The organism is Acidovorax sp. NPDC077693 (genome assembly GCF_044542805.1).
Classification (GTDB): domain Bacteria; phylum Pseudomonadota; class Gammaproteobacteria; order Burkholderiales; family Burkholderiaceae_C; genus Acidovorax.
Map to the genome: position 1 here is coordinate 1 of NZ_JBITVD010000016.1, position 24,955 is coordinate 24,955.

Below are 24,955 nucleotides of genomic sequence, written 5' to 3' on the forward strand. Positions count from 1 at the left end.
GGTTGTGCATGGGCCCGCCCGTGACCACGATGGCCGGCACGTCGCAGCTGGCCGCGCCCATCAGCAGCGCGGGCGTGGTCTTGTCGCAGCCCACCAGCAGCACCACCGCGTCGATGGGGTTGCCGCGAATGGCTTCTTCCACGTCCATGCTGGCCAGGTTGCGCGTGAGCATGGCCGTGGGGCGCAAGTTGGATTCGCCGTTGGAGAACACCGGGAACTCGACCGGAAAGCCGCCCGCCTCGTAGATGCCGCGCTTGACGTGCTCGGCGATCTTACGAAAGTGCGCGTTGCAGGGCGTGAGCTCTGACCAGGTGTTGCAGATGCCGATGATCGGGCGGCCGTCGAACTCATGGTCCGGAATGCCCTGGTTCTTCATCCAGCTGCGGTACATGAAGCCGTTCTTGTCGGCGGTGCCGAACCATTCGGCGGAGCGGAGTTTGCGCGGGGTGTTGGTCATTGTGGATGCGGATCAGGGAGAAGATGGGTAAAGGTCAGGACCGCTTGCCGGAGCGGCGCGTGAGCAGGCGCTGCAGCAGGCAGAAGACGAACAGCAGCACGCCGACGACGATGCGGGTCCACCACGAGCTGAGCGTGCCGTCGAACGAGATCAGGGTCTGGATGATTCCGAGCATCAGCACGCCGAACAGCGTGCCCACCACGTAGCCGACGCCACCGGTGAGCAGCGTGCCGCCGATCACCACGGCGGCGATGGCGTCAAGCTCCATGCCCACGGCATGCAGGCCGTAGCCCGAGAGCATGTAGAACGTGAACACCACGCCCGCCAGCGCCGAGCAAAAGCCCGAGAGCGTGTACACCCCGATCAGCGTGGCGCGCACGGGCAGGCCCATCAGCACGGCGGAGTTCTCGCTGCCGCCCACGGCATACACCGCGCGGCCGAACGGCGTGCAGTGCGCGACGAACAGCGCCGCCAGCAGCACCGCGATGGCGATCAGCGCACCCAGCGACAGCGAGGCACCCTCCCACAGCGGCAGGCGCCACTGCGAGATCTCGGAGTACGCCTCGTGCGTGATGCTGATCGAGTCGATGCTGATGAGGTAGCACAGCCCCCGCGCGAGGAACATGCCCGCCAGCGTCACGATGAACGGCTGCAACCGAAACCGCTCGATGAGAAAGCCCATGAAAGCGCCGAACAGCGTGCCCATCAGCAGCACCACCGGCACGGCCACCAGCGGGCTCCAGCCCTTGTGCTCCACCAGCGCGGCCAGCACCATGGTGGTCAGCGCCACCACCGAGCCCACCGACAGGTCGATGCCGCCCGACAGGATGACGAACGTCATGCCCACTGCCACGATGATGAGAAAAGCGTTGTCGATCAGCAGGTTGAGGAACACCTGGGCCGAGAAGAACCCGGTGTACATCACCGAGCCCAGCGTCGCCATGGCCATGAACAGGGAGATGGTGGCGGCCAGCGGCAGGTACTTGGGGTTGAGCCGCGAGCGTGTGCCGGCGGCCTGGGGCGCGGATGTGGAGGCCACGGTGCTCAAGCCTGCGGTCTTCGGAACGGCGCTCATGACAGGGCCCCAGCGCCTGGGCGGCGCGCGATGGCGCCGACCTGCGCGCGAAACTCGGGCGACTGCAGCAGCATCACGATGAACACCACCACGGCCTTGACCACCAGGTTGACCTCGGGCGGCACGCCCAGCGAGTAGATGGCATAGGTCAGCGTCTGGATGATGAGCGCGCCGATCACGCTGCCCACCAGGCTGAATCGCCCGCCGGTCAACGCCGTGCCGCCCAGCGTCACGGCCAGGATGGCATCGAGCTCCAGCAGCTGGCCGGCGTTGTTGCCGTCGGCGCTCTTCACATTGGAGCTGATCAACAGGCCCGCGATGCCCGCGCACACGCCGCAGAAGACGTAGGCGGCCACGGTCAGGCGGCCCGCCTGCACGCCCGCCACCCGCGCCGCCGTGGGGTTGATGCCCACCGCCTGCACGAACAGGCCCAACGCCGTGCGCGTGACGGCCAGGTACAGCACGGCAAACACGGCTGCCACGATGAACAGCGAGAACGGCAGCCCGGCCAGGTACCCGCCGCCGATGAAGAAGTAGGGCGTGTAGTAGATGGTGATGATCTGCCCGTCGGTGATCAGCTGGGCGATGCCCCGGCCCGCCACCATGAGGATCAGCGTGGCGATGATGGGCTGCATGCCCACGCGTGCCACCAGCACGCCGTTCCACAGCCCGCAGAGCAGGGCCACCGCAATGGCGCCCAGGATGGCCACGGGCAGCGGAAACCGGCTTTCGGTGCCCGACACCGAACCACCGATCATCCAGGCCGCCACGGCGGCGGCAATGGCCACCACCGCACCCACCGAGATGTCGATGCCGCGCGTGGCGATCACCATCGTCATGCCCAGCGACACCAGCACCAGCGGCGCCGCGCGGTTGAGGATGTCGATCAGGCTGCCGTACAGATGCCCGTCGCGCCACTCGATGCGCAAGAAGCTGGCGTTGAAGGCCGTGTTGACGGCCAGCAACAGCAGCAGCGTGATGATGGGCCAGGCCAGGCGGTGGCGCATCAGCGCTGCAAATGGGGAAGGGGTATTGCGTTCTTCAAGCATGTTCGGCAGCGATGAGTTCGTACACGGCGTCTTCGGTGCTGCCGGCGGGCAGCTCGCCCACCTTGCGGCGGTCGCGCAGCACCACGATGCGGTGCGCCACGCGCACCACCTCGCTCATCTCGGACGAGATGAACAGCACGGCCATGCCGGCCTGCGCAAGGCGCAGGATCTGGTCCATGATTTCCTGCTTGGCCGCCACGTCGATGCCGCGGGTGGGCTCGTCCAGAATCAACAGGCGCGGTTCGATCGCCATCCAGCGCGCGAGGATGGCCTTTTGCTGGTTGCCGCCCGACAGCAGGCCGATGGGGGTGTCCACGCTCGCGGTCTTGATGCCCAGCAGCTGCACATAGCGGTCGGCAATGGCCGCCTGCTCGGCGCGCGAGATGAATTTGCCCACGCCCATGCGCGCCTGCAGTGCCAGGGCGATGTTCTCGCGCACCGACAGCTCGGCCACGATGCCGTCGGTCTTGCGCTCTTCGGGGCACAGTGCCAGGCCCTGGCGGATGGCGTCCATGGGGTTGGAAAAGCTCACCGCCTTGCAGTCGATGCGCAGCATGCCGCGGTCGGGCTGCTCCAGCCCGAACAGCAGGCGCGCCAGCTCGGTGCGGCCTGCGCCCAGCAGGCCCGCCAGGCCCACCACTTCGCCCGCGCGGATCTGCAGGTCCAGCGGCTGCAGCTGGCCGGTCTGCCCCAGGCCTTCGGTCTGCAGCAGTGCGGTGTCCGAAGCGTTCGCCACGGGGGGCGGCGATGTCTGCGCGGCCTGCGCAGCCAGGTCGCGGCCCAGCATGGCGGCGATCAGGGCCTGGGGGCCCAGGTCGTTGACGGCCCATTCGCCCACCCAGGTGCCGTTGCGCAGCACGGTGATGCGGTCCGACACGGCATACACCTGGTTCAGGAAGTGCGTCACGAACACGATGGACAGGCCCTCGCCACGCAGCCGGCGCAGCACCTCGAAGAGCTTTTGCACCTCGTCGTCGTCCAGGCTGGAGGTGGGCTCGTCCAGGATGAGCACGCGCGCTTCGATGCTCAGCGCGCGGGCAATGGCCACCAGCTGCTGCACGGCCACGGGGTAGTCCGACAGCAGGCGCGTCACGTCGATGTTCAGCCCGATGCGCGCCACCAGCTCGCGCGAGCGCTGGTGCATCAGCGCCCAGTCGATGCGAAAGCCCTGCGCAATGCCGCAGCGCGGGTAGCGGCCCGCAAAGATGTTCTCGGCCACCGAGAGGTTGGGGCAGAGGTTGACCTCCTGGTACACGGTGCTGATGCCCAGGCGCTGCGCGGCCAGCGGCGAGTCGGGCCACACCGCATCATCCCCCAGCCGCATCTGCCCGCCGCTGGGCTTGATCACGCCCGTCAGCACCTTGATCAGCGTGGACTTGCCCGCGCCGTTCTGCCCCATCAGCGCATGGATCTCCCCGGGGTACAGGCGCAACTGCACATCGCGCAGCACGGGGATGCCCGCGAACTGCTTGTGGATGCCCGTGAGTTCGAGCACGGGAAGGGGAGGCGTATTCATGGGGATTTGCGATGTCGTGGTCAGGCCGACAGCCCGCGATATGGGCGCGGCGCAGGCCAGCGCCCCCGCGCAAGGGCCGCCCCGCCGCGCTGGGGGCGTCCCCCTCCCGACTCGCGTAGCGAGACGAGAGAGGGGGAAGGCGCGAAGCGACTCAGGGGGAGCTTCATGTCAGGCTTTGTTCTTGTTGTAGACGTCAACGAGCACGGCAGCCAGCAGCACCACGCCCTTGATGACCTGCTGGTAGTCGATGCCGATGCCCAGGATGGACATGCCGTTGTTCATCACGCCCATCACGAAGGCGCCGATCACCGCACCCATCACCTTGCCCACACCGCCCGAGGCAGACGCGCCGCCGATGAAGCAGGCCGCGATCACATCGAGCTCGAAGCCCAGGCCCGCCTTGGGCGTGGCGGTGTTGAGCCGCGCCGCGAACACCAGGCCCGCCAGCGCCGCCAGCACGCCCATGTTGACGAAGGCGTAGAACGACAGCCGTTCGGTCTTGATGCCCGAGAGCTTGGCCGCCTTTTCGTTGCCGCCCATGGCGTAGATGCGCCGGCCGATGGTGGTGCGGCTGGTGATGAAGTCGAACAGCACGATCAGCAGCGCCATCACGATGAGCACATTGGGCAGGCCCTTGTACGAGGCCAGCAGGTAGCTGAAGTAGATGAGCAGTGCGGCAAACACCGCGGTGCGTGCCAGAAAGAACGCGGTGGGTTCCACATGCACGCCGTGGCGCAGCCGGTTGGCCCGGGCGCGCAGGCCGGCCACCACCAGCGCGGCCGCCACGGCCACGCCCAGCAGCAGCGATGTGAGCTTGATGCCCTCCACGCTGAACAGGTCGGGCATGAAGCCCGAGCTCAGCATCTGGAACGCTTCAGGAAAGGGGCCCACCGACTGCCCGGCCAGCAGCGCCAGCGCCAGGCCTTTGAAGACCAGCATGCCCGCCAGCGTGACGATGAACGAAGGAATGCGCGAGAACGCCACGAACCAGCCCTGCACCGCACCGATGAGGCCGCCGCAGGCCAGGCAGGCCAGCGTGGCGGGCACGAAGTGCCACTGGTACTGCACCATCAGCACCGCAGCCAGCGCGCCGATGAAGCCGCACACGGAGCCCACCGACAGGTCGATGTGCCCCGCCACGATCACCAGCAGCATGCCCAGCGCCATGATGACGATGTAGCTGTTTTGCAGCACCAGGTTGGTGAGGTTGAGCGGCTGCATCAGCGTGCCGTCCGTCATGTACTGGAAGAAGCCCATGATGGCGACCAGCGTGATGAGCATGCCGTACTCGCGCAGGTTGTGCTTGGCGTGGTCCAGCAGCGAACGGCTGGGGCGCGCGGGCGCGCCCGGTGCAGGCGCGGCCGCAGCGGAGGCAGTGGGGGAGGAAGTGGTTGTCTGGCTCATATCGTTTATCTGTTGCGCTCGTTTCGCTGTTTTTGGCTCTGGGCCTCTGAGACTGGCGCGATCCAGGCCAGTGCGCCCGTGGAACTGGCTTTGCCAGGCCACCGGGTGCGTCCCCCTCCCGCATCGCGCAGCGAGGCGAGAGAGGGGGAAGGCGCGAAGCGACTCAGGGGGTGCTTCATCGGACAATCACGCGCATGATCTTTTCCTGCGACGCCTCGGCGGTCGGCATCTCGGCCACGAAGCGCCCCTCGTTCATCACGTACAGGCGGTCGGTGATGCCCAGCAGCTCGGGCATCTCCGACGAGATCACGATCACGCACTTGCCCTCGGCCGCCAGCTGGGCGATCAGGGTGTAGATCTCGTACTTGGCGCCCACGTCGATGCCGCGGGTGGGCTCATCGAGGATGAGCACCTCGGGGTTGGTGAAGAGCCACTTGCTCAGCACCACCTTCTGCTGGTTGCCGCCCGACAGGTTGAGCGTCTTCTGGTCCACGCCCGAGCAGCGGATGCGCAGCTTCTCGCGGTAGTCCTGCGCCACGCGGTGCTCCTGCCCGCCGTCGATCACGGTGGCGGTGGAGACGCCGCCCAGGTTGGCCAGCGACACGTTGAACTGGATGTCCTCGCTCAGCACCAGGCCGTTGCCCTTGCGGTCTTCGGTCACGTAGGCCAGGCCATGGGCCACGGCCTTTTCCACGGTGCTCACATCGATGGGGCGTCCGTGCAGCAGCACCTGGCCGCTGATGCGCTCTCCCCACGAGCGGCCGAAGATGCTCATGGCCAGCTCGGTGCGGCCTGCGCCCATCAGGCCGGCAATGCCCACGATCTCGCCCTTGCGCACCTGCAGGTTCACGCCCTTGATGAAGGCACGGTCGGGGCGCTGGGGGTGCCAGGCGTGCCAGTCGCGCACTTCGAACACGGTCTCGCCGATGCGGGGCTCGCGCGGCGGGTAGCGGTCGGCCATCTCGCGGCCGACCATGGCCTTGATCACGCGGTCTTCGCTGACCGGCGCTGCGCCGCAGTCCATCGTCTCCACCGTGCTGCCGTCGCGCAGCACGGTGATGGAGTCGGCCACGCGCGAGATTTCGTTGAGCTTGTGCGAGATCAGGATGCAGGTGATGCCCTGGGCCTTGAGCTCCAGCAGCAGGTCCAGCAGCGCCTGGCTGTCGTTCTCGTTCAGGCTGGCGGTGGGCTCGTCCAGGATCAACAGGCGCACTTGGCGCGACAGCGCCTTGGCGATCTCCACCAGCTGCTGCTTGCCCACGCCCAGGTGGGTGACCAGCGTCTCGGGGGATTCGCGCAGGCCCACCTTGTGCAGCAGCGCCTGCGTCTTGCTGTGCGCGGCCATCCAGTCGATCACGCCGTAGCGCGCGGTCTCGTTGCCCAGGAAGATGTTTTCGGCGATGGAGAGCAAAGGCACCAGCGCCAGCTCCTGGTGAATGATGATCACGCCCAGGTGTTCGCTGTCGCGGATGCCGCCGAACTGGCGTTCCTCGCCGTCGTAGACGATCTCGCCGCTATAGCTGCCGTGCGGGTATACGCCGGACAGCACCTTCATCAGCGTGGACTTGCCCGCGCCGTTCTCGCCGACGATGGCGTGGATCTCCCCGGCCTTCACGCGCAGGTTCACCTGGTTCAGGGCCACCACACCGGGGAAGGTTTTGCGGATGTTCCGCATTTCAAGAAGCATGGACTGACTAGGCTCGTACAGGGGGCCGTCTGGGGCCCTGAAAGTCTTGCTGCCGGGTGGTGTCCCGGCAGCGAGGCATGGCGTGGAGCGTTTCACAAAACTCGTCGCAGCGGTTCTGGCTAGGCGCTGGGTCGCAGGCAGTGCGCCAGTACGACAAGACCCGGCAACGACGCCAGAAGAGTTTTTGAGACGCTCTGCACTACTTGATCTGCGATTCCTTGTAGTAGCCGCTGCCCACCAGGATGGCGTTCCAGTTGGATGCATCGACCGACACCGGCTTGAGCAGGTACGAGGGCACCACCTTCACGCCGTTGTTGTAGGTCTTGGTGTCGTTGATCTCGGGCTGCTTGCCCGACAGCGTGGCGTCCACCATGTTGGCGGCCACCTTGGCCAGCTCGCGCGTGTCCTTGAACACGGTGGAGTACTGCTCGCCCTTCAGGATGGACTTGACCGAAGGCACCTCGGCGTCCTGGCCGCTGACCACGGGGCAGGGCTGCTGCGTGGTGCAGTAGCCCACGCCCTTCAAGGACGACAGGATGCCGATGGACAGGCCGTCGTACGGCGACAGCACCGCATGCACCTTGTCCTTGCCGTAGTAGGCCGACAGCAGGTTGTCCATGCGCGCCTGGGCGACCGAGCCGTCCCAGCGCAGCGTGCCCACCTTGTTCATGCCCGTCTGCTTGCTGCGCACCACCAGCTTGCCGCTGTCGATGTACGGCTGCAGCACGCTCATCGCGCCGTCGTAGAAGAAGAAGGCGTTGTTGTCGTCGGGCGAACCGCCGAAGAGTTCGATGTTGAACGGGCCCTTGCCTTGCTTGACGCCCAGCTTGTCCACGATGGACGTGGCCTGCAGCACGCCGACCTGGAAGTTGTCGAACGTGGCGTAGTAGTCCACGTTCTTCGAGCCCTTGATCAGGCGGTCGTACGCGATGACCTTCACGCCCTTGTCCGCTGCGTTCTGCAGCACGCGCGAGAGCGTGGTGCCGTCGATGGAGGCGATCACCAGCACCTTGACGCCCTTGGTGATCATGTTCTCGATCTGGGCCAGCTGGTTGGGGATGTCGTCGTCCGCGTACTGCAGGTCGGTCTTGTAGCCGCGCTCCTTGAGCACCTTGACCATGTTGTCGCCGTCGGCGATCCAGCGCGACGAGGACTTGGTGGGCATCGAGATGCCGATGCTGCCCTTGTCCTGGGCCGATGCCACCGACGTGGCGCCGATGGCTGCGAGCGCCACGGTGGCCAGCACGGCCTTGAAAATTGCACGCTTCATTTGTTGTCGTCTCCTGTTGTGAATCTTTTGCTTTAAGGGATGCCAGTGGCGTCATGGCCTTTGCAACTGGCGCGGCCCAAGGCCAGTGCCACCGCGCAAGGGCCGCCACGCAGCGAACGCTGCGTTTCACTTGCGGGCGCTGGTGGCGTCCCCCTCCGGGGGAAGACGCCGCAGGCGGCTCAGGGGGGTCAATACTTGCGGTTAGGAAACTCTTTCGCCGCGACCTCCATCGGGAAGATGCCTTCTTCCGTCACGATGCGCTTTTGCACCGTCTTGCCGGCCTTGATGTCCTTGACCGCGCTCATCAGCTGCGGGCCCAGCAGGGGGCTGCACTCCACGCTCACGTTGAGCTTGCCGGCGATCATGGCTTCGAAGGCGCCCTTGACCGCGTCGATGGAGATGATGGTGATGTCCTTGGCGGGCTTCATGCCGGCTTCTTCGATGGCCTGGATCGCGCCGATGGCCATGTCGTCGTTGTGCGCGTACAGCACGTTGATCTTCTTGCCCTCGGCCTTGAGGAAGGCTTCCATCACTTCCTTGCCCTTGGCGCGGGTGAAGTCGCCGGTCTGCGAGCGCAGGATCTTGAACTTGGGGTCGGCCTTGATGACTTCCTCAAAGCCCTTCTTGCGGTCGATGGCGGGGGCCGAGCCCACGGTGCCCTGCAGCTCGACGATGTTGACGTCGCCCTTTTGGTCCTTCATCTTCTCGACCAGCCAGCGGCCGGCCTTGCGGCCTTCTTCCACGAAGTCCGAGCCCATGAAGGTCACGTACAGCGAGGTGTCCTTGACGTTGACGGAGCGGTCGGTCAGCACCACGGGGATCTTCGCGGCCTTGGCTTCGCGCAGCACGGGCTCCCAGCCGGACTCGACCACGGGCGAGAAAGCGATCACGTCCACCTTCTGCGCGATGAACGAGCGAATGGCCTTGATCTGGTTCTCCTGCTTTTGCTGGGCGTCCGAGAACTTCAGTTCGATGCCGGCCTCCTTGGCGGCCGACTTGATGGATTCGGTATTGGCGGTGCGCCATTCGCTTTCGGCGCCGACCTGGCTGAAGCCCAGGACGATGGGCTTCTGCGCCCAGGCGGCCGATGGCAGCATGGCGGCCATGGGGGCGGCTGCAATGGCCATCGCCACGGTGCGGCGGTTCAGTTTCTTGTCGTTCATCATCATCTTGTCTCCTGCTTTCTTTAGTGGTTGGTTGGCTGATGACAGCGTTGCGGGATCGATCGTGCGTCTTGTTCTCGTCTCTCTTGACTCTTCGGTGACTCTTCTTTGACTCTGTTTGATTCGTTCAGGCCAGCATGTAGCCGGTCTTGACGGTGGTGTAGAACTCGGCGGCGTAGCGGCCCTGCTCGCGCGCTCCGTAGCTCGACTCCTTGCGCCCGCCGAAGGGCACGTGAAAGTCCACGCCCGCCGTGGGCAGGTTGACCATGGTCATGCCCACCGCCGCGTTGCGCTTGAAATGCATGGCGTGCTTGAGCGATGTGGTGCAGATGCCCGCGCACAGGCCGTAAGGCGTGTCGTTGGCCAGCGACAGCGCATGGTCGTAGTCGTCGGCGCGCAGCACGCAGGCCACGGGGCCGAAGATTTCCTCGCGGGCGATGCGGTGCTCGGGCCGCGCCAGGAAGAGGGCGGGGCTCATGTAGTGGCCGGGCGTGGCGCGCTCGATGTGCTCGCCGCCCCACACATGCTCGGCCCCTTCGGTGCGGGCGATATCGACGTAGCTGAGGTTCTGGTCCAGCTGGGTGCTGTCCACCACCGGGCCCATCTCGATGCCGCGCTCCAGCGCATTGCCGACCTTGAGGGCCGTGAGTCGCTCGCGCAGGCGGGCCACGAAGGCGTCGTGCACGCGCGCTTCCACGATCAGGCGGCTTGACGCCGTGCAGCGCTGGCCGGTGGAGAAGTACGAGCCCTGCAGCGCGCAGTCCACGGCCTGCTCCAGGTCGGCATCGGCCAGCACGATCAGCGGGTTCTTGCCGCCCATCTCCAGTTGCACCTTGGCGCGCCGTGCCGAGGCCGAGCGCAGGATGCGGTCGCCGGTGGCCACGGAGCCGGTGAAGCTCAGCGCGTTCACCAGCGGATGGTCCACCAGGGTCTGGCCGACCTCGCGGCCGCTGCCCATGACGAGGTTGAAGGCACCGGCGGGCAGCCCGCTGCGGCTGATGATCTCGGCCAGCGCCCAGCCGCAGGCGGGCACGAGCTCGGCGGGCTTGAAGACCACGGTGTTGCCGTAGGCCAGGGCCGGGGCGATCTTCCAGGCCGGGATGGCGAACGGAAAGTTCCACGGCGCGATGATGCCCACCACGCCCACGGGTTCGCGGGTGACGTCCACCTGCACGCCCTGGCGCACGGACGGCATCAGTTCACCCTGGATGCGCAGTGCCTCGCCAGCGAAGAACTTGAAGATCTGCCCGCTGCGCGCGACCTCGGCGATGGCCTCCGGCAGGGTCTTGCCTTCTTCGCGGGCCAGCAGCGTGCCCAGGGCCTCCTTGCGGGCCAGCAGTTCGCTGCCGATCATGTCCAGCACGTCGGCGCGGCGCTGCGGGTTGCTCTGGCTCCAGCTGGGCAGGGCATCGGCGGCGGCGCGTACGGCCAGTTCGGTCTGGTTGCGGTCGGCACGGGCGTATTCGGCCACCACTTCGCGGGTGTCCGAAGGATTGGTGCTGACGCCGGTGGTGGTGCCGATTTCCCAGCGGCCGTTGATCAGGTGCCGGGGGTTCTGCTGCATGTCGCCGAACTTCATGGGGGTCTTTAAGAGCCGTTGTGACTGTTGCGGCGAAGTCTATGGATGATTTTGATATCAATCCAATCATTTTTTCGTCAAAATACATATCGATAACCGCATTCTGGAAAACCCCAGCCACCACGCCTCGCGGCGCCCCTCCCCATGAGTACCTACAACCACTGGTTCATCCGCGCCCGCCTCAAGACGCGCCAGCTGCTGCTGCTGGTGGCGCTGGCCGAGGAGGGCAACATCCACCGCGCGGCCCAGGTGCTGAGCATGACGCAGCCTGCGGCGTCCAAGCTGCTCAAGGACCTGGAGGATGTGCTGGAGGTGCCCCTGTTCGAGCGCCTGCCCCGCGGCATGCGCCCCACTTGGTACGGCGAGACCATGATCCGCCACGCGCGCATGGCGCTGGCCAATTTGAACCAGGCGCACGACGAGATCGGCGCGCTCAAGCGGGGCCACTACGGCCAGGTGGGCATCGGCGCGATCACCTCGCCGGGCCTGAGCCTGCTGCCGGCGGCGGTGGCGCTGGTCAAGCAGGAGCACCCGAGCCTGCGCATTTCGCTGGACATCGAAACCAGCCCGGTGCTGCTGGAGCGCCTGGACCAGGGCAAGCTCGACATCGTGGTGGGGCGCCTGTATGAAGAGCACGACAAGAGCAACCTGCGCTATGAGCCGCTGACCGAGGAGCTGGTCTGCGCCATTACCCGGCCGGGGCATCCGCTGTCGACGCTGAGCGGGCTGACGCTGCGCGATGTGCTGTCGGCCAGCTGGATCGTGCCGCCCGCGGGGAGTGTGCTGCGGCACCGGTTCGACCTGATGTTCCAGCAGGATGGCCTGGCGCCGCCGGTGAATGTGGTGGAGACAGCGGCCCTGTTGTTCATGACGCGGATGCTGCAGCAGAGCGACATGGTGGCGGTGGTGGGGGCGGATGTGGCGCATTACTACGCGTCGCATGGGATCGTGGCGGTGTTGCCGATGGCGATGCCTTGCCATATGGATGCGTTCGGGATCATCACGCGGACGGATCGGTTGTTGTCGCCGGCGGCGAAGGTGATGATGAGGGCCTTGAAGCAGACGAGTCTGGTGCAGTATGGGAGGAAGCTGGAGGTGGGTGAGTGAGAGGCGTTGTGTGCGCTCACCGGCCGTTCGGGCTGAGCCTGTGGAAGCCTTTTTTGTCCGTCATCACTGTCCGGTCGGATTGAGCTTGTTTGTCGAAACCTGGGCGCATCGATCCACGCCCGTTCGGGTTGAGCCTGTCGAAACCTTGCCCGTCCGCAACTCCATCCCTTCGGGTTGAGCTTGTTGAAACCTGGGCGCTGCTCGCGAGCTCGCTGGTTTGAGAGGTGTGCCTGTGTTGAGGGCGGGAGCCGGGGTGCGCGCCCGGCGGCGCGGTAACTTTCTTTCGCGTCGCCGAAAGAAAGTCACCAAAGAAAGGGCGACCCCCAGTCTGCGACCCCTTCGCTGCGCTGCGGGGCAAACCTGCGTCGGGGCGGTTGCGGGGTGCGCCGCAGAACTCACTGCGCGCTGCGCGCTCCGTTCAAACAGCTGCGGCGAGCTAGAGCACGAAGCATGCGCGCTCCGACGCGCATGCCACCCCGCAACCGCCCCGCCGCAGGCGCAGCCACAGGGGGTGGGCAGCCGAACATCCGAACAGCCACACGGGCCATCGCGTTGCTCGGCCCCGAACGCGCAGGCGCTTCGCGCCGCGACCGCCAGGCCGAGCGCAGCGATGGCCCGTGTGGATGTCCTCTCCCACATCCCTTCAGGATGCGCCGAGGAGCGCAGGGCGTGGGGTGAGCGTGTGCCGAAGGACACACGCATCGTGAACTGACTCGCTGCGGATGTTTGAGCGTAGCGCGGCAGCGCGCAGCGAGTTCCGCAGCGCACCCCACGACCGAGCACCGCAGGTTGCCCCACTCGCCCGCAGGGCGAGTGGGGACGCAGGCTGTAGGGTCGCCCTTTCTTTGGTGACTTTCTTTCGGCGACGCGAAAGAAAGTTACTCGCACGCCGGGCGACTCCCGGCCTCCGCCTCAACAAAGGCATGCTGCCCATCAGCGAGCCTGCGAGCAGCGCCCAGGTTTCGACAGGCTCAACCCGAACGGCTGTGGGCCGATGCGCCCAGGTTTCGACAAGCTCAACCCGAACGGACGTGGATCGATGTCCCCAGGTTTCGACAAGCTCAACCCGAACGGCTGTGGGTCGCTGCGCCCCGGTTTCGACAAGCTCAACCTGAACGGGCGGGGGTAACCCTAGACCCACCCAGCATCCACCTTGAACTCCTGCGCCGTACACATCGCCGCATCATCCGACGCCAGAAACAACACCATCCGCGCAATGTCATGCGGCCGCAGCTTGTCCGGCAAACACTGATTCCGCGCAATCTCCTCTTCCCCCTTCGCATCCAGCCACAGCTTGATCTGTCGCTCCGTTATCACCCACCCCGGCGACACGGTATTGATGCGGATCCGGTCCTGCCCCAAGCTCTTGGCCAGCCCGCGCGTGAGGCCGTTCACCGACGACTTCGCAATCGCATAACAGGGGTAGCCCGTGCCCTTGCCCTGCCAACCGGTAGAGCCCAGATTGATCACCGACCCACCCCCCAGCCTGCGCATGCCCGGCACCGCCGCCTGAATGGCAAAGAACGCGGGCCGCTCGTTGATGGCCATGCGCTCGTCGTAGTACGCGGGCGTCACCGACTCGAGCGTGTGGCGGTCGTCGCTGGCCACGTTGTTCACCAGCGTGTGGAAGTCGCCCAGCTCCGTGGCGGCGTCCTGGATGGCGGCGCGCAGGGCGTCGATGTCGCGCACGTCGCACACGCGCCACCAGGGGCGGGCGAATCCGGCGTCTGCCAGTTGCTGCGCCAGGTCTTCGCTCGCCTGCCGGGCCACGTCGACGAAGGCCACGCGCGCGCCCTGCTGGGCGAACGCGGCCACGATGGCGGCGCCGATGCCGCTGCCGCCGCCGGTGACAAACACCGAGCGCCCGCGCAGGCTGGGAAAGAGCGACAGGCCGTCGGGCAGCAGGGCCGATGCCCCCGGGACGGCGGCTGTGGGGGTCGAATTTGATGACATATCAATATTGGTATCGATGGATGATAAAAATATAAATTACAGGCATCAGTTTGCGTTGATAAGATGCCGACCGTCAAGAGCCCTGCAGCAGACAGGGCCAAAAACAATCACCGGAGACAACGCGTGAGCCAGCTCAATATGTCCACCGCCGCGCCACAGGCTGCGGCTTTCCCAGTGCCCACCATCGGCACGGTGCGCTGCGTGCAGGCGCTGGAGTCGGAACTGGGCGAGGGCCTGATGTGGTCCGTGCGCGAACAGGCGCTGTACTGGGTGGACATCCTCGCGCGGCACCTCCACCGCTGGGACCCGGCCAGCGACGCATACCGGCGCTGGACCTTTGCCGAAGAAATCTCTGCCCTGGCCGAGCGCGCCCATGCGCCGGGCCTCATCGTGACGCTGCGCCGGGGTTTCGCGCTCTTCGACCCGGCCTCCGATGAACAGCCCCGCTACGTGCACCAGCCCGAACTGGAGCGCGCGGGCAACCGCTTCAACGACGGCAAGTGCGATGCGCAAGGGCGCTTCTGGGCGGGCTCCATGGACTTTGCGTGCGAGGCCCCCACGGGCGCCCTGTACCGCTACGACCCCGATGGCCGCTGCACCCGCCATGACGACGGTTTTGCCGTGACGAATGGCCCCACGTGGTCGGGCACGGGGCAGGGCCTGGCGATGTACTTCAACGACACCGTGCAAGGCTGCACCTACCGCTACGACGCCGACCCCGCGACGGGCACCTTGACGAACAAGATGCTGTGGATGCGCTGGCTGCCCGAGGACGGCGTGCCCGACGGCATGACCACGGATGCGCAGGGGCGGCTGTGGATTGCGCACTGGGGCGGCTCGTGCGTGACCTGCCACGACCCGGTGACGGGGGCCGAGCTGGGCCGCGTGGCCTTGCCGGTGAGCCAGGTCACCAACTGCGCCTTCGGCGGGGCCGACTTGCGCACGCTGTTCATCACCTCCGCGCGCGGGGGCCTGACGCCTGCACAGCTGGTGGCAGAGCCGCTGGCCGGGGCGCTGTTCGCCGTATCCGTCGACAGCGCGGGCTTGCCCGCCCACCTGTTCGGCGGTTGACCGAGGCGGCGGCGTGCAGCCCTGCACCCCACCGCATCGCACCGCATCGCATCGCGCAGCATGGCAAGCGGGCCGCAGTTCCTCTGCCTTGCCTTGTGCACCCTTCAACGTCTCCCTTTCAAGAAAGCCTGCCCATGACCGAAGCCACGCACCCCATCGTCTGGCTCCACCACGCCAACCAGCACCTGGGGCTGGTGCCCACCCTGGGCGGCAGCGTCGCGGCCTGGCAGGTCGATGACCCGCGCGGGTCGCCCGAGCGCATCGACCTGTGGCGGCCCTGGGACGGCCAGACGCCCGACCTGTACAAGCTGGCGTCGTTCGCGATGGTGCCCTGGTCCAACCGCATCAGCGGCGGCGGGTTCTCGCACGGCGGGCAGTTCCATGCCATGCAGCCCAACCGCACTGGCGAGCCGTACCCCATCCATGGCGACGGCTGGCTGCAGCCCTGGGCCATCAGCCAACCGGCCAGCGACACGCTGGAGATGGCGCTGCGCTCCGAGCGCTTCGACGGCAACCCGTACGACTACGACTGCGTGCAGACCTTTCGCCTGGTGGATGGGGGCCTGGACCAGAGCCTGCGGGTGCGGCACCTGGGCACCCAGCCGATGCCGTATGGCCTGGGCCTGCACCCGTGGTTCCCGCGCACACCGGCCACGCGCATCACCGCCCCGGTGGAGGCCGTGTGGCTCAGCGGCAGCGACCCGATACCGACCCAGCACACCACGCAGTTTCCCGACAGCTGGAACCTGAGCGAGGGCATCCCTGCGAACGGCAGCCTGATCGACAACGCCTACACCGGCTGGAGCGGCACGGCCCGCATCGAGTGGCCCGAGCGCGGTTTGCAACTGACGGCCCGCATGCCGGACTTCGAACGTGACGGCGGCGCGTCGGAACACTACTGCCTGATCTACCGCCCGCCGCAGGGCCCGGCGTTCTGCTTCGAGCCCATCACCCAGCCCATCGACGCGTTCCACCAGCCCGGGCAGCCGGGGCTGCGCACGCTGGCGCAGGGGGAGTCGCTGGAGTTGAAGGTGCAGTGGCGCTACGAATCGCTGCCGGGTTGAAGCGGGGCTGCAACCCGAAGTTCAGATCAAAATTGCCTGCTACCGCTTGACCAGAAAGCGCTGGCAGCTATTGATTTTGTAGCGAACGTACGCGGTCACCGTCACCGTCACCCTCACAGCACTTGGAACCCATGGGTGCCATCGCGCCCCAGTTGCGCCACCAGGCCGAACTCCCAGTCCAGATACGCCTGCATGGCTTCGCGTGGGCTCTCCGTGCCTTCGTACGGCCGGCGGTAGCGGTCGATGCGGGGGGAGGCCAGGCGCGTCTCGCCGTGTTCCAGCGGCAGGCCCTGGGCGATCCAGGCCAGCGTGCCGCCTTCCAGCACAAAGACCTCGGCACCACCCGTCAGACGCTCCAGGTCCTTCGCTGCGAATTTGGCCAGGAGGCTGCTGCCGCAGGTCAGCACGTAGCGCTGCGCCTTCGGAATGGACTGCACGGCCTGCGCCAGTTGCGATCGGATCACGAACCACGCGCCCGGGATGTGGCGCAGGGTGTAGTTGGCGCTGGTGGTCAGGTCCAGCACGGCGGTGTGGCCGGGGCTTTCGTCTGTCAGCCAGGCGGCCAGTTGCGCGGGCGTGGTCCAGCGGATGGGGCCTTCGGGCTCGGGCACGGCGTTGGCCACGGCACCGGTTTCAGTGAAGTCGGCAGGCTGCGCGCCGTCCAGCACCCACACCTCCCAGCCCATCTGCGCCAGCCACGATGCGCTCATGTTGGCGCGCACGCCGTCGTCGTCCACCAGCACCAGCCGCGCGCCGCGCACCGCGGCCGTGTGGTCGGTCTCTTGCACCAGCTGGCCGCCGGGGGCGTTGCGAAAGCCCGGCAGGTGGCCCGCGGCAAACTCTTCGGGTGTGCGCACGTCCAGCAGGTAGGTGGTGCGCCGGGCCTCGGCCGCAAAGCGGGCCAGGTCGGCGGCCTGCGCGCGCTGCACGCGGGCGCGGTCGGCCACGTTGCGGGCCTGTGCGGGGGCGCGGGTGCGGTCGGCATGCACGGCGGGGTCGAAGCGGCGCGTGGCGCCGCGCTCCAGCGTCTGCCCGGCCAGCAGCCAGCCGATGGTGCCGTTGCGCAAGGCGGCCACGGGGTTGGGGATGCCCGCGTTCACCAGCGACTGCGTGCCGATGATGCTGCGCGTGCGGCCCGCGCAGTTCACGATGATCTGCGTGGCCGGGTTGGGCGCGAGCGCCTGCGCGCGCAGCACCAGCTCGGCGCCGGGCACGCTCACGCCGGTGGGGATGTTCATGGTGTGGTACTCGTCGTAGCGGCGCGCGTCCAGCACCACCACGTCGGCCCGGGCGTCGATGAGCGCCTGCACTTCTTCAGCCGCCAGCGAGGGCGTGTGGCGCTCGGCCTCCACCAGTTCGCCGAAGGACTTGCTGGGCACGTTCACGTCGATGAACAGCTCGCCCCCCGCGTCGCGCCAGCCCTGCAGGCCGCGTGCGAGCAGGCTCACCTCGGTGTAGCCCAGCGCCTGCAGCGTGCGCGCAGCAGGTTCGGCCAGGCCCTCGCCATCGTCGTAGACCACGATGAAGGTGTCGCGGCGCGGTATGCGCGCGAACGCCTCCAGCTCGATCTTGCTGGCGGGCAGGTTGGCGGCGAACAGCGGGTGGCCTTGGGCGAAGGGGTCTTCCTCGCGCACGTCGAGCAAGGCGATTTCATGGCTGGCGAGCAGGGCCTCGCGGACCTGGAGGACGGATGTCTGGGGCAGGGCGGGAGCGGTCATGGGCAAAGTCTTGGAGGGCTGGATCTGTGCTGGAAGGTCAGGCGGCAGCGGCGGGGTTGCGGGACAGGTCCCAGATATTGGGCAGCGTGGCGTTGCTGTAGCCGGAGATGAACGGCTTGGCCGTGCCGTCTTCCAGGTACACGCTGCGCTGCACGGCGCCGATGTTGGCGCCATACACATGGATGCTGATGGACGTCTGGCCCTCCCACGCGTTGTTCACCCGGTGCACGTCGCCGATGGTGGGGGACACGGCATCCACGTCACCGGGATGCAGGCGGTGCGGCGAGCCCTGGGGCGCCCAGCGGCCGTCGGCGGTGCGGGCAAACGCCTGCGAGTCCTCGGACCCGCGCAGCATGCCGATCAGGCCCCACACCGTGTGGTCGTGGATGGGCGTGGCCTGGCCGGGGCCCCACACAAAGCTCACCACCGAGAAGCGGCCGAGCGCATCGGCATGCAGCAGGTACTGCTGGTAGCGCTCGGGGCTGGGCTGCGCATAGGCAGCGGGCAGCCAGTCGTCGTGTGCCACCAGTGCGCCCAGCAGCGCGCCGCCGCGTGCCAGCAGGTCGGGCTCGGGCGGCGCGCTGTCCACCAGGGCGGCCAGTTGCTGCACGAAGTGGCGCAGGCGGGCGGTGTCGGGTGCTGCGGGCGTTGCGGTGGACGCGGGCAGCGGCAGGGCGGTAGAGGCGACGGCATTCATGGGTGGTATTGCACCAGCGCCGGGCATCGGGGTGTGCGGAATCTTTTGCATATGCATCTCCGTTTTTCTTCGTTCTCTTTGCGGGCCGCGCCGTCTTCAATGCGGGCAGTGCGGTGCGGGTCACCGTGGTCTTATTCATTACACGAGGTGCAGAGCATGAACGACAAGGGCCCTATTCTGGGGGGAGCAGGCACGCAGTGGTCGCGCCGGCAGTTGCTGCGCGTGGCCGGCGGCGCCAGCGTGGTGGCAGCGTCCGGCGTGGTGGGCAGCCAGGTGCTGGCGGCCGGCAAGCTGCGCGAGGTGAAGCTGGCCTGGAACGCCAACGCGATCTGCCTGTCGGCCGCGCCCGTGGCGGTGGAGCGCGGCATTTTTGAAAAGCACGGCCTCAAGGTCGAGCTCATCAATTTTGCGGGCTCCACCGACCAGTTGCTCGAGACCATCGCCACGTCCAAGGCCGATGCCGGCGTGGGCATGATCCACCGCTGGATCAAGCCGCTGGAGTCGGGCTTCGACGTGAAGCTGGTGGGCAGCTCGCACGGCGGCTGCTCGCGCCTGGTGGGGTATGAGGCGGCGGGCGTGACCAGCCTGCAAAAGCTCAAGGGCAAGACCATTGCCGTGTCGGACCTCAACAGCCCGGGCAAGAACTTCTTTGCCGTGCTGCTGACCAAGGCCGGCCTCCACCCCGAAAAAGACGTGACCTGGCGCCAGTTCCCCGGCGACATGCTGGGCCTGGCCGTGGAAAAAGGCGAGGCCCAGGCCATTGCCGACGGGGACCCCAACCTGCTGCTCATCCAGCGCCGCACCAAGGGACTGGTGGACCTGGCCTCGAACCTGTCGGGCGAGTACGCCGCCAAGACCTGCTGCGTGCTGGGTGTGAGCGGCGCCATGGTGCGCAACGACAAGGGCACGGCAGCGGCGCTCACGCGCGCCATCATCGAGGCGTCGGACTTCGTGGCCGACAACCCCAACGAGACCGCGCGCATTTTCAGTCCGTATTCCAAAGTGCCGCAGGAAGACCTGCGCGCCGTGCTGGGCACGCTCACGCACCGCAGCCACCCGGTGGGCACGGCACTGCGCCAGGAGATCGAGTTCTACGCGCGCGACTTCAAGCTGGTGAACGTGCTCAAGCCCTCGACCGACCCGGCACGCTTTGCGGCGCACGTGCACGCAGACGTGCTGGCTTAGCAGGGAGCACCCCCCTGAGTCGCTGCGCGCCGGCCCTTGCCCGGCTGCCCTGGCATGGGCCGCGCCCATATCGCACCGCTGCAGCGAAGAAGCATTCACCGTGATGAACCCACACCACTGGACCTGACATGAGCACTGTTGCCGACCAAATCCTGGGCGCACCACCGGGCATCAGCCCCAAGCCATCGCCACCACCCCTGCCTGCGCCCGGCGCATCACCGCATGCCTCCATCAGTGCCCGGCCTGCCGCCGTGCCCGACTTCAAGGCGGCCCATGCCTTCCAGCGTTTCTGGTGGACAGGGCTGGCCGCCGCCGTGGCCTGGGCGGCGCTGGCCGTGCTGACCTATGTCTGGCCCAACAAGCCGGCGGGCTTCAGCGAATGGGCGTTTACCGAAGAGTTCGCAGCCGGTGCGGCAGTCATTGCGTTGGCGCTGGCGGTGGTGGCTTTGGCGCCCCGCGTGCTGGGTGCGGTGGGCCAGCGGCTGCGGCCTGCAGGCCCCTGGCTGGTGGCCATTGCCGTCGGTCTGGCGGTGTGGGAGGTCTTCACCGCCAAGCTGGGCACGCTGCCGCCGCCATTCTTTGCGCCGCCGCAAAGCCTGGTCGAGGTGTACGTGACCGACTGGGCGCGGCTGCTGGAAAGCGCCGTGGCCTCGGTTCGTCTGCTGGCGCTGGGCATCGCCATTGGCGCTGTGGCGGGCTTCGTCACCGGCGTGCTGATCGGCTGGTCGCGCCAGGCCAGCTACTGGATCCACCCGGTGCTGCGCATCCTGGGCCCGGTGCCCACCACCGCACTGTTGCCAGTGAGCTTCTATTTCTTTCCGTCCAGCTGGTCCACCGCCATCTTTCTGATCGCACTGGGCACGGCCTTTCCGGTGGCCATCCTCACCTGGTCGGGCGTGGCGGGGGTGCACAAGAACTACTACGACGTGGCACGCACCCTGGGCGCATCGCCCTGGTTCCTGGTGCTGCGCGTGGCCATTCCGGCAGCGCTGCCGCAGGTGTTCGTGGGCCTGTTCATGGGCCTCGGGGCCGCGTTCTCCACGCTGGTGGTGGCCGAGATGCTGGGTGTGAAAGCGGGCCTGGGCTGGTACCTCACCTGGGCGCAGGGCTGGGCGGCGTACCCCAACATGTATGCGGCGCTCATCGTGATGGCGCTGCTGTTCTCCAGCGTGATCACGCTGCTGTTCGTGCTGCGCGACCGCGTGCTGTCGTGGCAAAAGGGGGTGGTGAAATGGTGAGTTCCGTGGCAACCCCCACCGTGCCGGAGGGTGCACGCATCGACGTGCCTGCAGGTCAAGGCGCACGCATCGATGTGCCCGAAAGTAAAGGCGCACGAATAGACGTGCCCGAAAGTAAAGGCGCACGGATAGACGTGCCCGAAAGTAAAGGCGCACGGATAGACGTGCGCAATGTCAGCCACTGGTTCGACCTGCCCGCCGGCCCGCTGCATGTCATCGACGAGCTGGACTTGTCGATTGCGCCCGGCGAATTCGTCGCGCTGCTGGGCCCCAGCGGCTGCGGCAAGAGCACGCTGCTGCGCCTGGTGGCGGGCCTGGAGCCCGCCACCACGGGCGAGCTGCTGCAGGACGGCGCACCCATCACCGAGCCCGACCCGTCGCGCATCGTGGTGTTCCAGGACCCCACGCTTTTCCCGTGGCGCACGGTGTGGGACAACGTGGCCCTGGGCCTGCAGGCGCGGGGCATCCTCAAGGCGCAGCGCCACCGGGTGGACGAAGCCCTGGCCCTGGTCGGCCTGCAGGACTTTGCCAAGGCCTTTCCGCACCAGCTGTCGGGCGGCATGGCGCAGCGCGTGGCGCTGGCGCGTGCGCTGGTCAACGACCCCAGCCTGCTGGTGCTGGATGAACCCCTGGGCAAGCTCGACTCGCTCACGCGGCTGACGATGCAGACCGAGCTGGTGCAGCTGTGGCAGCGCACGGGGTTCTCGGCCCTGCTGGTCACGCACGATGTGGAAGAGGCGCTCTTCATGGCGCAGCGCGTGGTGGTCTTCTCCGACCGGCCGGCCCGTGTGAAGCAGGTGCTGGTCAACGACCTGCCGTACCCGCGCCACCGCGGCGACCCGCGCCTGGCCGCACTGCGCCACGAGGCGCTGGCGCTGCTGGGGCTGGACGCGAGCTGGTAACCACGGAGCGCCGGTTTTTTCCCTTGTCTCCCGATCTGTTGAACGGCCTGCTCGAAGGCCTGCATGCCGCGCAGCAGGGCCTGCGCGCGCTGCTGCACCTGCTGGGCCTGGCGCCCGATGTCCATGGACAGCCGGCTTGGCCGCTCGCCCACCGCATCGCCGCGGAGATGCTGGTGGTGGACGCCGGCCATGCCCGGCGCGTGCTGCTGTCGCTGCTGTGCGCGGGCACCGCGGTGTTGGCCCTGGGGCTGTCGCTGCCCTGGCGGCGCGCCCGCATGCCGCTGTGGGCCGCTGCCATCGCGCTCTTGGTGCTGGCCCCGTGGCCGCAGGCACACCTGCTGCTGGCGCCTGCCGTGCCCACCAGCCTGCACCAGTCACCCACCGGCTTTGAAGCCACCGGCATCGTGCGCGGGCAGGCGGTGTACCAGCAGCACTGCGTGCGCTGCCACGGCACCGATGGGCGCGGCGAAGGCCCGGACGCCGCACAACTGGCGCAGTGGCCGCCCAACCTGAACGGCGCGCTGCTGTGGAAGCGGCTGGACGGAGAACTCTTCTGGCGTGTGCGCGAAGGCATGCACAACCGCGCCGGTGTGGTGACCATGCCCGGCGTGGGCGAAGCGCTGCGCGACGATCAGATCTGGGAGGTGCTGGACTACCTGCAGGCCCATGCGGCCGGACAGATGCTGCGAGAGTCTGGCACCTGGGACCGCCCTGTGCGCCTGCCCGCCATGGCCGTGGCATGCCGCCAGGGGCGGGTGCGCCACAGCCGTGACCTGTCAGGCCAGCGCGTGCGCGTGGTGGCCGCATCGCAGGGTGCGCCTGCCGTGGCCGATGACCCGCGCCTGGTCACGCTGGTCGCGGGTCTGCCCGCGGGGGCCGATGCCGAGTGCCAGCCGCAGGGCGGCCCAGACGCGGTGGCTGCCGCGCAGCAGGCACTGGCCCTGGTGCTGGGCGTGCCGACCGGCGAACTGCCGGGCTACCAGCTCATCGTCGACCGTGCAGGCTGGCTGCGCGCCCGGAGTGCGCCCGGCCAGGCGGCGTGGTCGGAGGACGACCTGGTCTGCCGCTCCAGCGCGGCGGCAGCGCCTGATGACGGTTCGCCAGCAAGCCGTGGCGCCAGCGCTGCGGCGCCAGCGGCGGATGGACTGCAGGCACTCATTCGCCGCATGGATGCAGAGCCGGTGCGGCTGCTGCGGGGCGGTTTTCCGCATTGACCGGTGGTGGCGCTGCGGCTGGTGCTGCTGCTGCTGCTGCTGCTGCGTCGGCGCGGCCTGCGCCTCTGGGCTGCGGGCTGACTTCTGGATGCGCGTCCTGCGGCCAGGTTACCGAGGCGCAGGCGGTGCCGGGTCCACTGCAGGCGGAGGTGGGGCCAGGTTGTGAAGCATTGCCATCGCCAGCGTTTCGTACAAAGGCCGCGCCAGCATGCGCGAGACCAGGCTGGCCAGCATCGCCGCAGCCATGAGGCTGAGCACCATGGCGTGGCCGTCCACCATCTCCATGACGATGATGAACGCCGTGAGCGGGGCCTGCGTGACCGCCGCGAGGAAGGCTGCCATGCCCATCGCGATGAGGGCAGGGCCGATGTCCGAGCCCAGCAGCACCGACACGTTGTGCCCCACGCCCGCGCCGATGGACAGTGACGGCGCGAAGATGCCGCCCGGCACGCCCAGCCAGGCCGACAGCCACGTGGCGATGAACTTGAGGGTGACGTAGAGGGCTGGTACGTCGGCCTGCCCGGCCAGCATGTGCTTGACCGCCTCGGACCCGGCGCCGAAGGTGGCGCCCCCGGTGACCAGGCCGATGACGGCCACCACCAGGGCGCCGCACGCGGCAAAACGCAGCGGAAAGCGCGCCCGCAGCCGGGACATGCGCTCGGTACGGCCGGTGAGCGACGCCGCCAGCAGCTTGGCGAACAGGCCGCCCAGCACGCCGCAGGCGAGGGCGACGGCCAGGCCGGGCACCAGCGCGTCCCAGTCCAGGCGCGGTACCTGGATGCGGCCGAAGTAGCTCAGGTTGCCGAACACCGAGACGCCCATCAGCCCCGCCAGCACGATGGCCGTGATGATCACGCCGCTGCTGCGCGATTCCATCTTGCGCGACAGCTCCTCGATGGCGAACACCACGCCCGCCAGCGGCGCATTGAACGCCGCCGCAATGCCGGCGGCCCCGCCCGCCACCAGCAGCGCATGGGCCGTGATGCCCGAGCGCGGGTCGAACCACCGCCGCGCATGGTGCATCACGCCCGCTGCCACCTGCACCGACGGCCCCTCGCGCCCGATGGACAGGCCCGCCAGAAAACCGGCACTGGCCAGCACGATCTTGGCGAACGACAGCCACAGCGAGACAAAGCGCCCGCGCTGGTTCGCGTCGAGCGCAGGCTCCAGGGCCGTCATCACCTGCGGGATGCCCGAGCCCGCCGCACCCGGCGCCCAGCGCCGCGTGGCCCACACGACTGCGACGGTGACGACCGGCATCCACACCAGCACAGCCCAGCCGCCGCGCCAGTGGTAGATGTGCATGAACAGCTCGAACGCGGCATCGGCCATCAGCGTGAAGGCCACCACGCACAGCCCGGCCGCGCACGCACAGGCCAGCACGATGGTGCGGTCCAGCCAGCGCCGGCCGTTCTTCAGTTCTTCACGGACATTCGCAAGAAAGTTGGGCTCTTGGTTCATCGGCTTTCAAAGCATGCAATTGCCATGCCGCGCAAAGCGGGCAAAGCGGGCAAAGCGGGCAGGGTCGGCAGGGCAGGGTCCGAAGGCAGTATGCATGCGCCAACCTGCGTGCGCTGCGTGGTAACCGTGCCACATGACCCACGGC

20 protein-coding genes are annotated in these 24,955 nt (G+C 67.7%); 7 read left to right on the forward strand and 13 right to left on the reverse strand.

Annotated features, from left to right (window positions below):
* The 9 genes from ACIGHN_RS21030 to ACIGHN_RS21070 all read right to left on the reverse strand — a co-directional run.
* The coding region (locus ACIGHN_RS21030) for a dihydroxy-acid dehydratase (RefSeq protein WP_396505836.1) at window positions 1–457 on the reverse strand (457 nt) is incomplete at its 3' end.
* A gap of 34 nt (window positions 458–491) precedes the next feature.
* Window positions 492–1,532 carry a galactofuranose ABC transporter, permease protein YjfF gene (gene yjfF, locus ACIGHN_RS21035; RefSeq protein WP_396505837.1) on the reverse strand — a complete coding sequence of 347 codons (1,041 nt, stop codon included), beginning with the start codon at window positions 1,530–1,532 and terminating at the stop codon, window positions 492–494.
* Window positions 1,529–2,581, reverse strand: a complete 1,053-nt coding sequence (locus ACIGHN_RS21040) for an ABC transporter permease (protein ID WP_396505838.1) — start codon at window positions 2,579–2,581, stop codon at window positions 1,529–1,531. Before ACIGHN_RS21040 ends, yjfF begins: the two co-directional genes overlap by 4 nt.
* Window positions 2,574–4,097, reverse strand: a complete 1,524-nt coding sequence (locus ACIGHN_RS21045) for a sugar ABC transporter ATP-binding protein (RefSeq protein ID WP_396505839.1) — start codon at window positions 4,095–4,097, stop codon at window positions 2,574–2,576. Before ACIGHN_RS21045 ends, ACIGHN_RS21040 begins: the two co-directional genes overlap by 8 nt.
* Before the next feature lie 168 nt (window positions 4,098–4,265).
* Window positions 4,266–5,501 carry a multiple monosaccharide ABC transporter permease gene (mmsB, locus tag ACIGHN_RS21050; protein ID WP_396505841.1) on the reverse strand — a complete coding sequence of 412 codons (1,236 nt, stop codon included), beginning with the start codon at window positions 5,499–5,501 and terminating at the stop codon, window positions 4,266–4,268.
* Window positions 5,502–5,676: 175 nt separating this feature from the next.
* Window positions 5,677–7,188 (reverse strand): multiple monosaccharide ABC transporter ATP-binding protein, encoded by a 1,512-nt coding sequence (gene mmsA / locus ACIGHN_RS21055; protein ID WP_396505842.1) that lies wholly within the window; start codon window positions 7,186–7,188, stop codon window positions 5,677–5,679.
* 199 nt (window positions 7,189–7,387) lie between these two features.
* Window positions 7,388–8,458 (reverse strand): multiple monosaccharide ABC transporter substrate-binding protein, encoded by a 1,071-nt coding sequence (chvE, locus tag ACIGHN_RS21060; protein WP_396505844.1) that lies wholly within the window; start codon window positions 8,456–8,458, stop codon window positions 7,388–7,390.
* Window positions 8,459–8,646: 188 nt separating this feature from the next.
* A complete protein-coding gene (locus ACIGHN_RS21065) occupies window positions 8,647–9,585 on the reverse strand; it encodes an ABC transporter substrate-binding protein (RefSeq protein WP_396505983.1) in 939 nt (312 codons plus the stop codon).
* A gap of 163 nt (window positions 9,586–9,748) precedes the next feature.
* Window positions 9,749–11,200, reverse strand: a complete 1,452-nt coding sequence (locus tag ACIGHN_RS21070) for an aldehyde dehydrogenase family protein (protein WP_396505845.1) — start codon at window positions 11,198–11,200, stop codon at window positions 9,749–9,751.
* A 144-nt stretch (window positions 11,201–11,344) separates the two neighbouring features.
* Between ACIGHN_RS21070 and ACIGHN_RS21075 the strand changes: the two genes are divergently transcribed.
* Window positions 11,345–12,307 (forward strand): LysR family transcriptional regulator, encoded by a 963-nt coding sequence (locus tag ACIGHN_RS21075; RefSeq protein ID WP_396505847.1) that lies wholly within the window; start codon window positions 11,345–11,347, stop codon window positions 12,305–12,307.
* Window positions 12,308–13,438: 1,131 nt separating this feature from the next.
* Here ACIGHN_RS21075 and ACIGHN_RS21080 read toward each other — a convergent pair.
* Window positions 13,439–14,260: an SDR family NAD(P)-dependent oxidoreductase gene (locus ACIGHN_RS21080; protein WP_396505849.1), complete on the reverse strand. Its 822-nt coding sequence runs from the start codon at window positions 14,258–14,260 to the stop codon at window positions 13,439–13,441.
* Between the two features lie 138 nt (window positions 14,261–14,398).
* On the opposite strand from ACIGHN_RS21080, the gene ACIGHN_RS21085 reads away from it, so the two are divergent.
* Both ACIGHN_RS21085 and ACIGHN_RS21090 read left to right on the forward strand, forming a co-directional pair.
* The gene (locus tag ACIGHN_RS21085) at window positions 14,399–15,331 is read left to right on the forward strand and encodes an SMP-30/gluconolactonase/LRE family protein (RefSeq protein WP_396505985.1); all 933 of its coding nucleotides are present in this window, start codon (window positions 14,399–14,401) and stop codon (window positions 15,329–15,331) included.
* Window positions 15,332–15,465: 134 nt separating this feature from the next.
* On the forward strand, window positions 15,466–16,395 hold the full coding sequence (locus ACIGHN_RS21090; RefSeq protein WP_396505851.1) for an aldose 1-epimerase: 930 nt from the start codon (window positions 15,466–15,468) through the stop codon (window positions 16,393–16,395).
* Window positions 16,396–16,508: 113 nt separating this feature from the next.
* On the opposite strand, the gene ACIGHN_RS21095 is transcribed toward ACIGHN_RS21090, so the two are convergent.
* Together ACIGHN_RS21095 and ACIGHN_RS21100 are read right to left on the reverse strand one after the other, a co-directional pair.
* Window positions 16,509–18,113 (reverse strand): rhodanese homology domain-containing protein, encoded by a 1,605-nt coding sequence (locus tag ACIGHN_RS21095; RefSeq protein ID WP_396505853.1) that lies wholly within the window; start codon window positions 18,111–18,113, stop codon window positions 16,509–16,511.
* Window positions 18,114–18,150: 37 nt separating this feature from the next.
* Complete coding sequence (locus tag ACIGHN_RS21100; protein WP_396505854.1) at window positions 18,151–18,810, reverse strand: cysteine dioxygenase; 660 nt, start codon at window positions 18,808–18,810, stop codon at window positions 18,151–18,153.
* 156 nt (window positions 18,811–18,966) lie between these two features.
* Between ACIGHN_RS21100 and ACIGHN_RS21105 the strand changes: the two genes are divergently transcribed.
* From ACIGHN_RS21105 to ACIGHN_RS21120, 4 genes are all read left to right on the forward strand, one after another.
* Window positions 18,967–19,995, forward strand: coding sequence for an ABC transporter substrate-binding protein (locus tag ACIGHN_RS21105; RefSeq protein ID WP_396505856.1), 1,029 nt, complete (start codon window positions 18,967–18,969; stop codon window positions 19,993–19,995).
* Window positions 19,996–20,123: 128 nt separating this feature from the next.
* Window positions 20,124–21,233 (forward strand): ABC transporter permease, encoded by a 1,110-nt coding sequence (locus ACIGHN_RS21110; protein WP_082516929.1) that lies wholly within the window; start codon window positions 20,124–20,126, stop codon window positions 21,231–21,233.
* A gap of 104 nt (window positions 21,234–21,337) precedes the next feature.
* Window positions 21,338–22,135 carry an ABC transporter ATP-binding protein gene (locus ACIGHN_RS21115; RefSeq protein ID WP_396505986.1) on the forward strand — a complete coding sequence of 266 codons (798 nt, stop codon included), beginning with the start codon at window positions 21,338–21,340 and terminating at the stop codon, window positions 22,133–22,135.
* A 23-nt stretch (window positions 22,136–22,158) separates the two neighbouring features.
* Window positions 22,159–23,349: a c-type cytochrome gene (locus ACIGHN_RS21120; RefSeq protein WP_396505857.1), complete on the forward strand. Its 1,191-nt coding sequence runs from the start codon at window positions 22,159–22,161 to the stop codon at window positions 23,347–23,349.
* A gap of 108 nt (window positions 23,350–23,457) precedes the next feature.
* On the opposite strand, the gene ACIGHN_RS21125 is transcribed toward ACIGHN_RS21120, so the two are convergent.
* Complete coding sequence (locus ACIGHN_RS21125) at window positions 23,458–24,810, reverse strand: chloride channel protein (protein ID WP_396505859.1); 1,353 nt, start codon at window positions 24,808–24,810, stop codon at window positions 23,458–23,460.
* Window positions 24,811–24,955 lie beyond the last annotated feature (145 nt).

Excerpts from the sequence above, each read along its gene's own strand:
- ACIGHN_RS21095 (WP_396505853.1), bottom strand. The coding sequence starts at position 18,113 with ATGACCGCTCCCGCCCTGCCCCAGACATCCGTCCTCCAGGTCCGCGAG.
- ACIGHN_RS21100 (WP_396505854.1), bottom strand. The coding sequence starts at position 18,810 with ATGAATGCCGTCGCCTCTACCGCCCTGCCGCTGCCCGCGTCCACCGCA.
- ACIGHN_RS21075 (WP_396505847.1), top strand. The coding sequence starts at position 11,345 with ATGAGTACCTACAACCACTGGTTCATCCGCGCCCGCCTCAAGACGCGC.
- ACIGHN_RS21085 (WP_396505985.1), top strand. The coding sequence starts at position 14,399 with ATGTCCACCGCCGCGCCACAGGCTGCGGCTTTCCCAGTGCCCACCATC.
- mmsA (WP_396505842.1), bottom strand. The coding sequence starts at position 7,188 with ATGCTTCTTGAAATGCGGAACATCCGCAAAACCTTCCCCGGTGTGGTG.
- yjfF (WP_396505837.1), bottom strand. The coding sequence starts at position 1,532 with ATGAGCGCCGTTCCGAAGACCGCAGGCTTGAGCACCGTGGCCTCCACA.
- ACIGHN_RS21090 (WP_396505851.1), top strand. The coding sequence starts at position 15,466 with ATGACCGAAGCCACGCACCCCATCGTCTGGCTCCACCACGCCAACCAG.
- ACIGHN_RS21080 (WP_396505849.1), bottom strand. The coding sequence starts at position 14,260 with ATGTCATCAAATTCGACCCCCACAGCCGCCGTCCCGGGGGCATCGGCC.
- ACIGHN_RS21040 (WP_396505838.1), bottom strand. The coding sequence starts at position 2,581 with ATGCTTGAAGAACGCAATACCCCTTCCCCATTTGCAGCGCTGATGCGC.
- mmsB (WP_396505841.1), bottom strand. The coding sequence starts at position 5,501 with ATGAGCCAGACAACCACTTCCTCCCCCACTGCCTCCGCTGCGGCCGCG.
- ACIGHN_RS21045 (WP_396505839.1), bottom strand. The coding sequence starts at position 4,097 with ATGAATACGCCTCCCCTTCCCGTGCTCGAACTCACGGGCATCCACAAG.
- ACIGHN_RS21070 (WP_396505845.1), bottom strand. The coding sequence starts at position 11,200 with ATGAAGTTCGGCGACATGCAGCAGAACCCCCGGCACCTGATCAACGGC.
- ACIGHN_RS21065 (WP_396505983.1), bottom strand. The coding sequence starts at position 9,585 with ATGGCCATTGCAGCCGCCCCCATGGCCGCCATGCTGCCATCGGCCGCC.
- ACIGHN_RS21110 (WP_082516929.1), top strand. The coding sequence starts at position 20,124 with ATGAGCACTGTTGCCGACCAAATCCTGGGCGCACCACCGGGCATCAGC.
- chvE (WP_396505844.1), bottom strand. The coding sequence starts at position 8,458 with ATGAAGCGTGCAATTTTCAAGGCCGTGCTGGCCACCGTGGCGCTCGCA.
- ACIGHN_RS21125 (WP_396505859.1), bottom strand. The coding sequence starts at position 24,810 with ATGAACCAAGAGCCCAACTTTCTTGCGAATGTCCGTGAAGAACTGAAG.
- ACIGHN_RS21105 (WP_396505856.1), top strand. The coding sequence starts at position 18,967 with ATGAACGACAAGGGCCCTATTCTGGGGGGAGCAGGCACGCAGTGGTCG.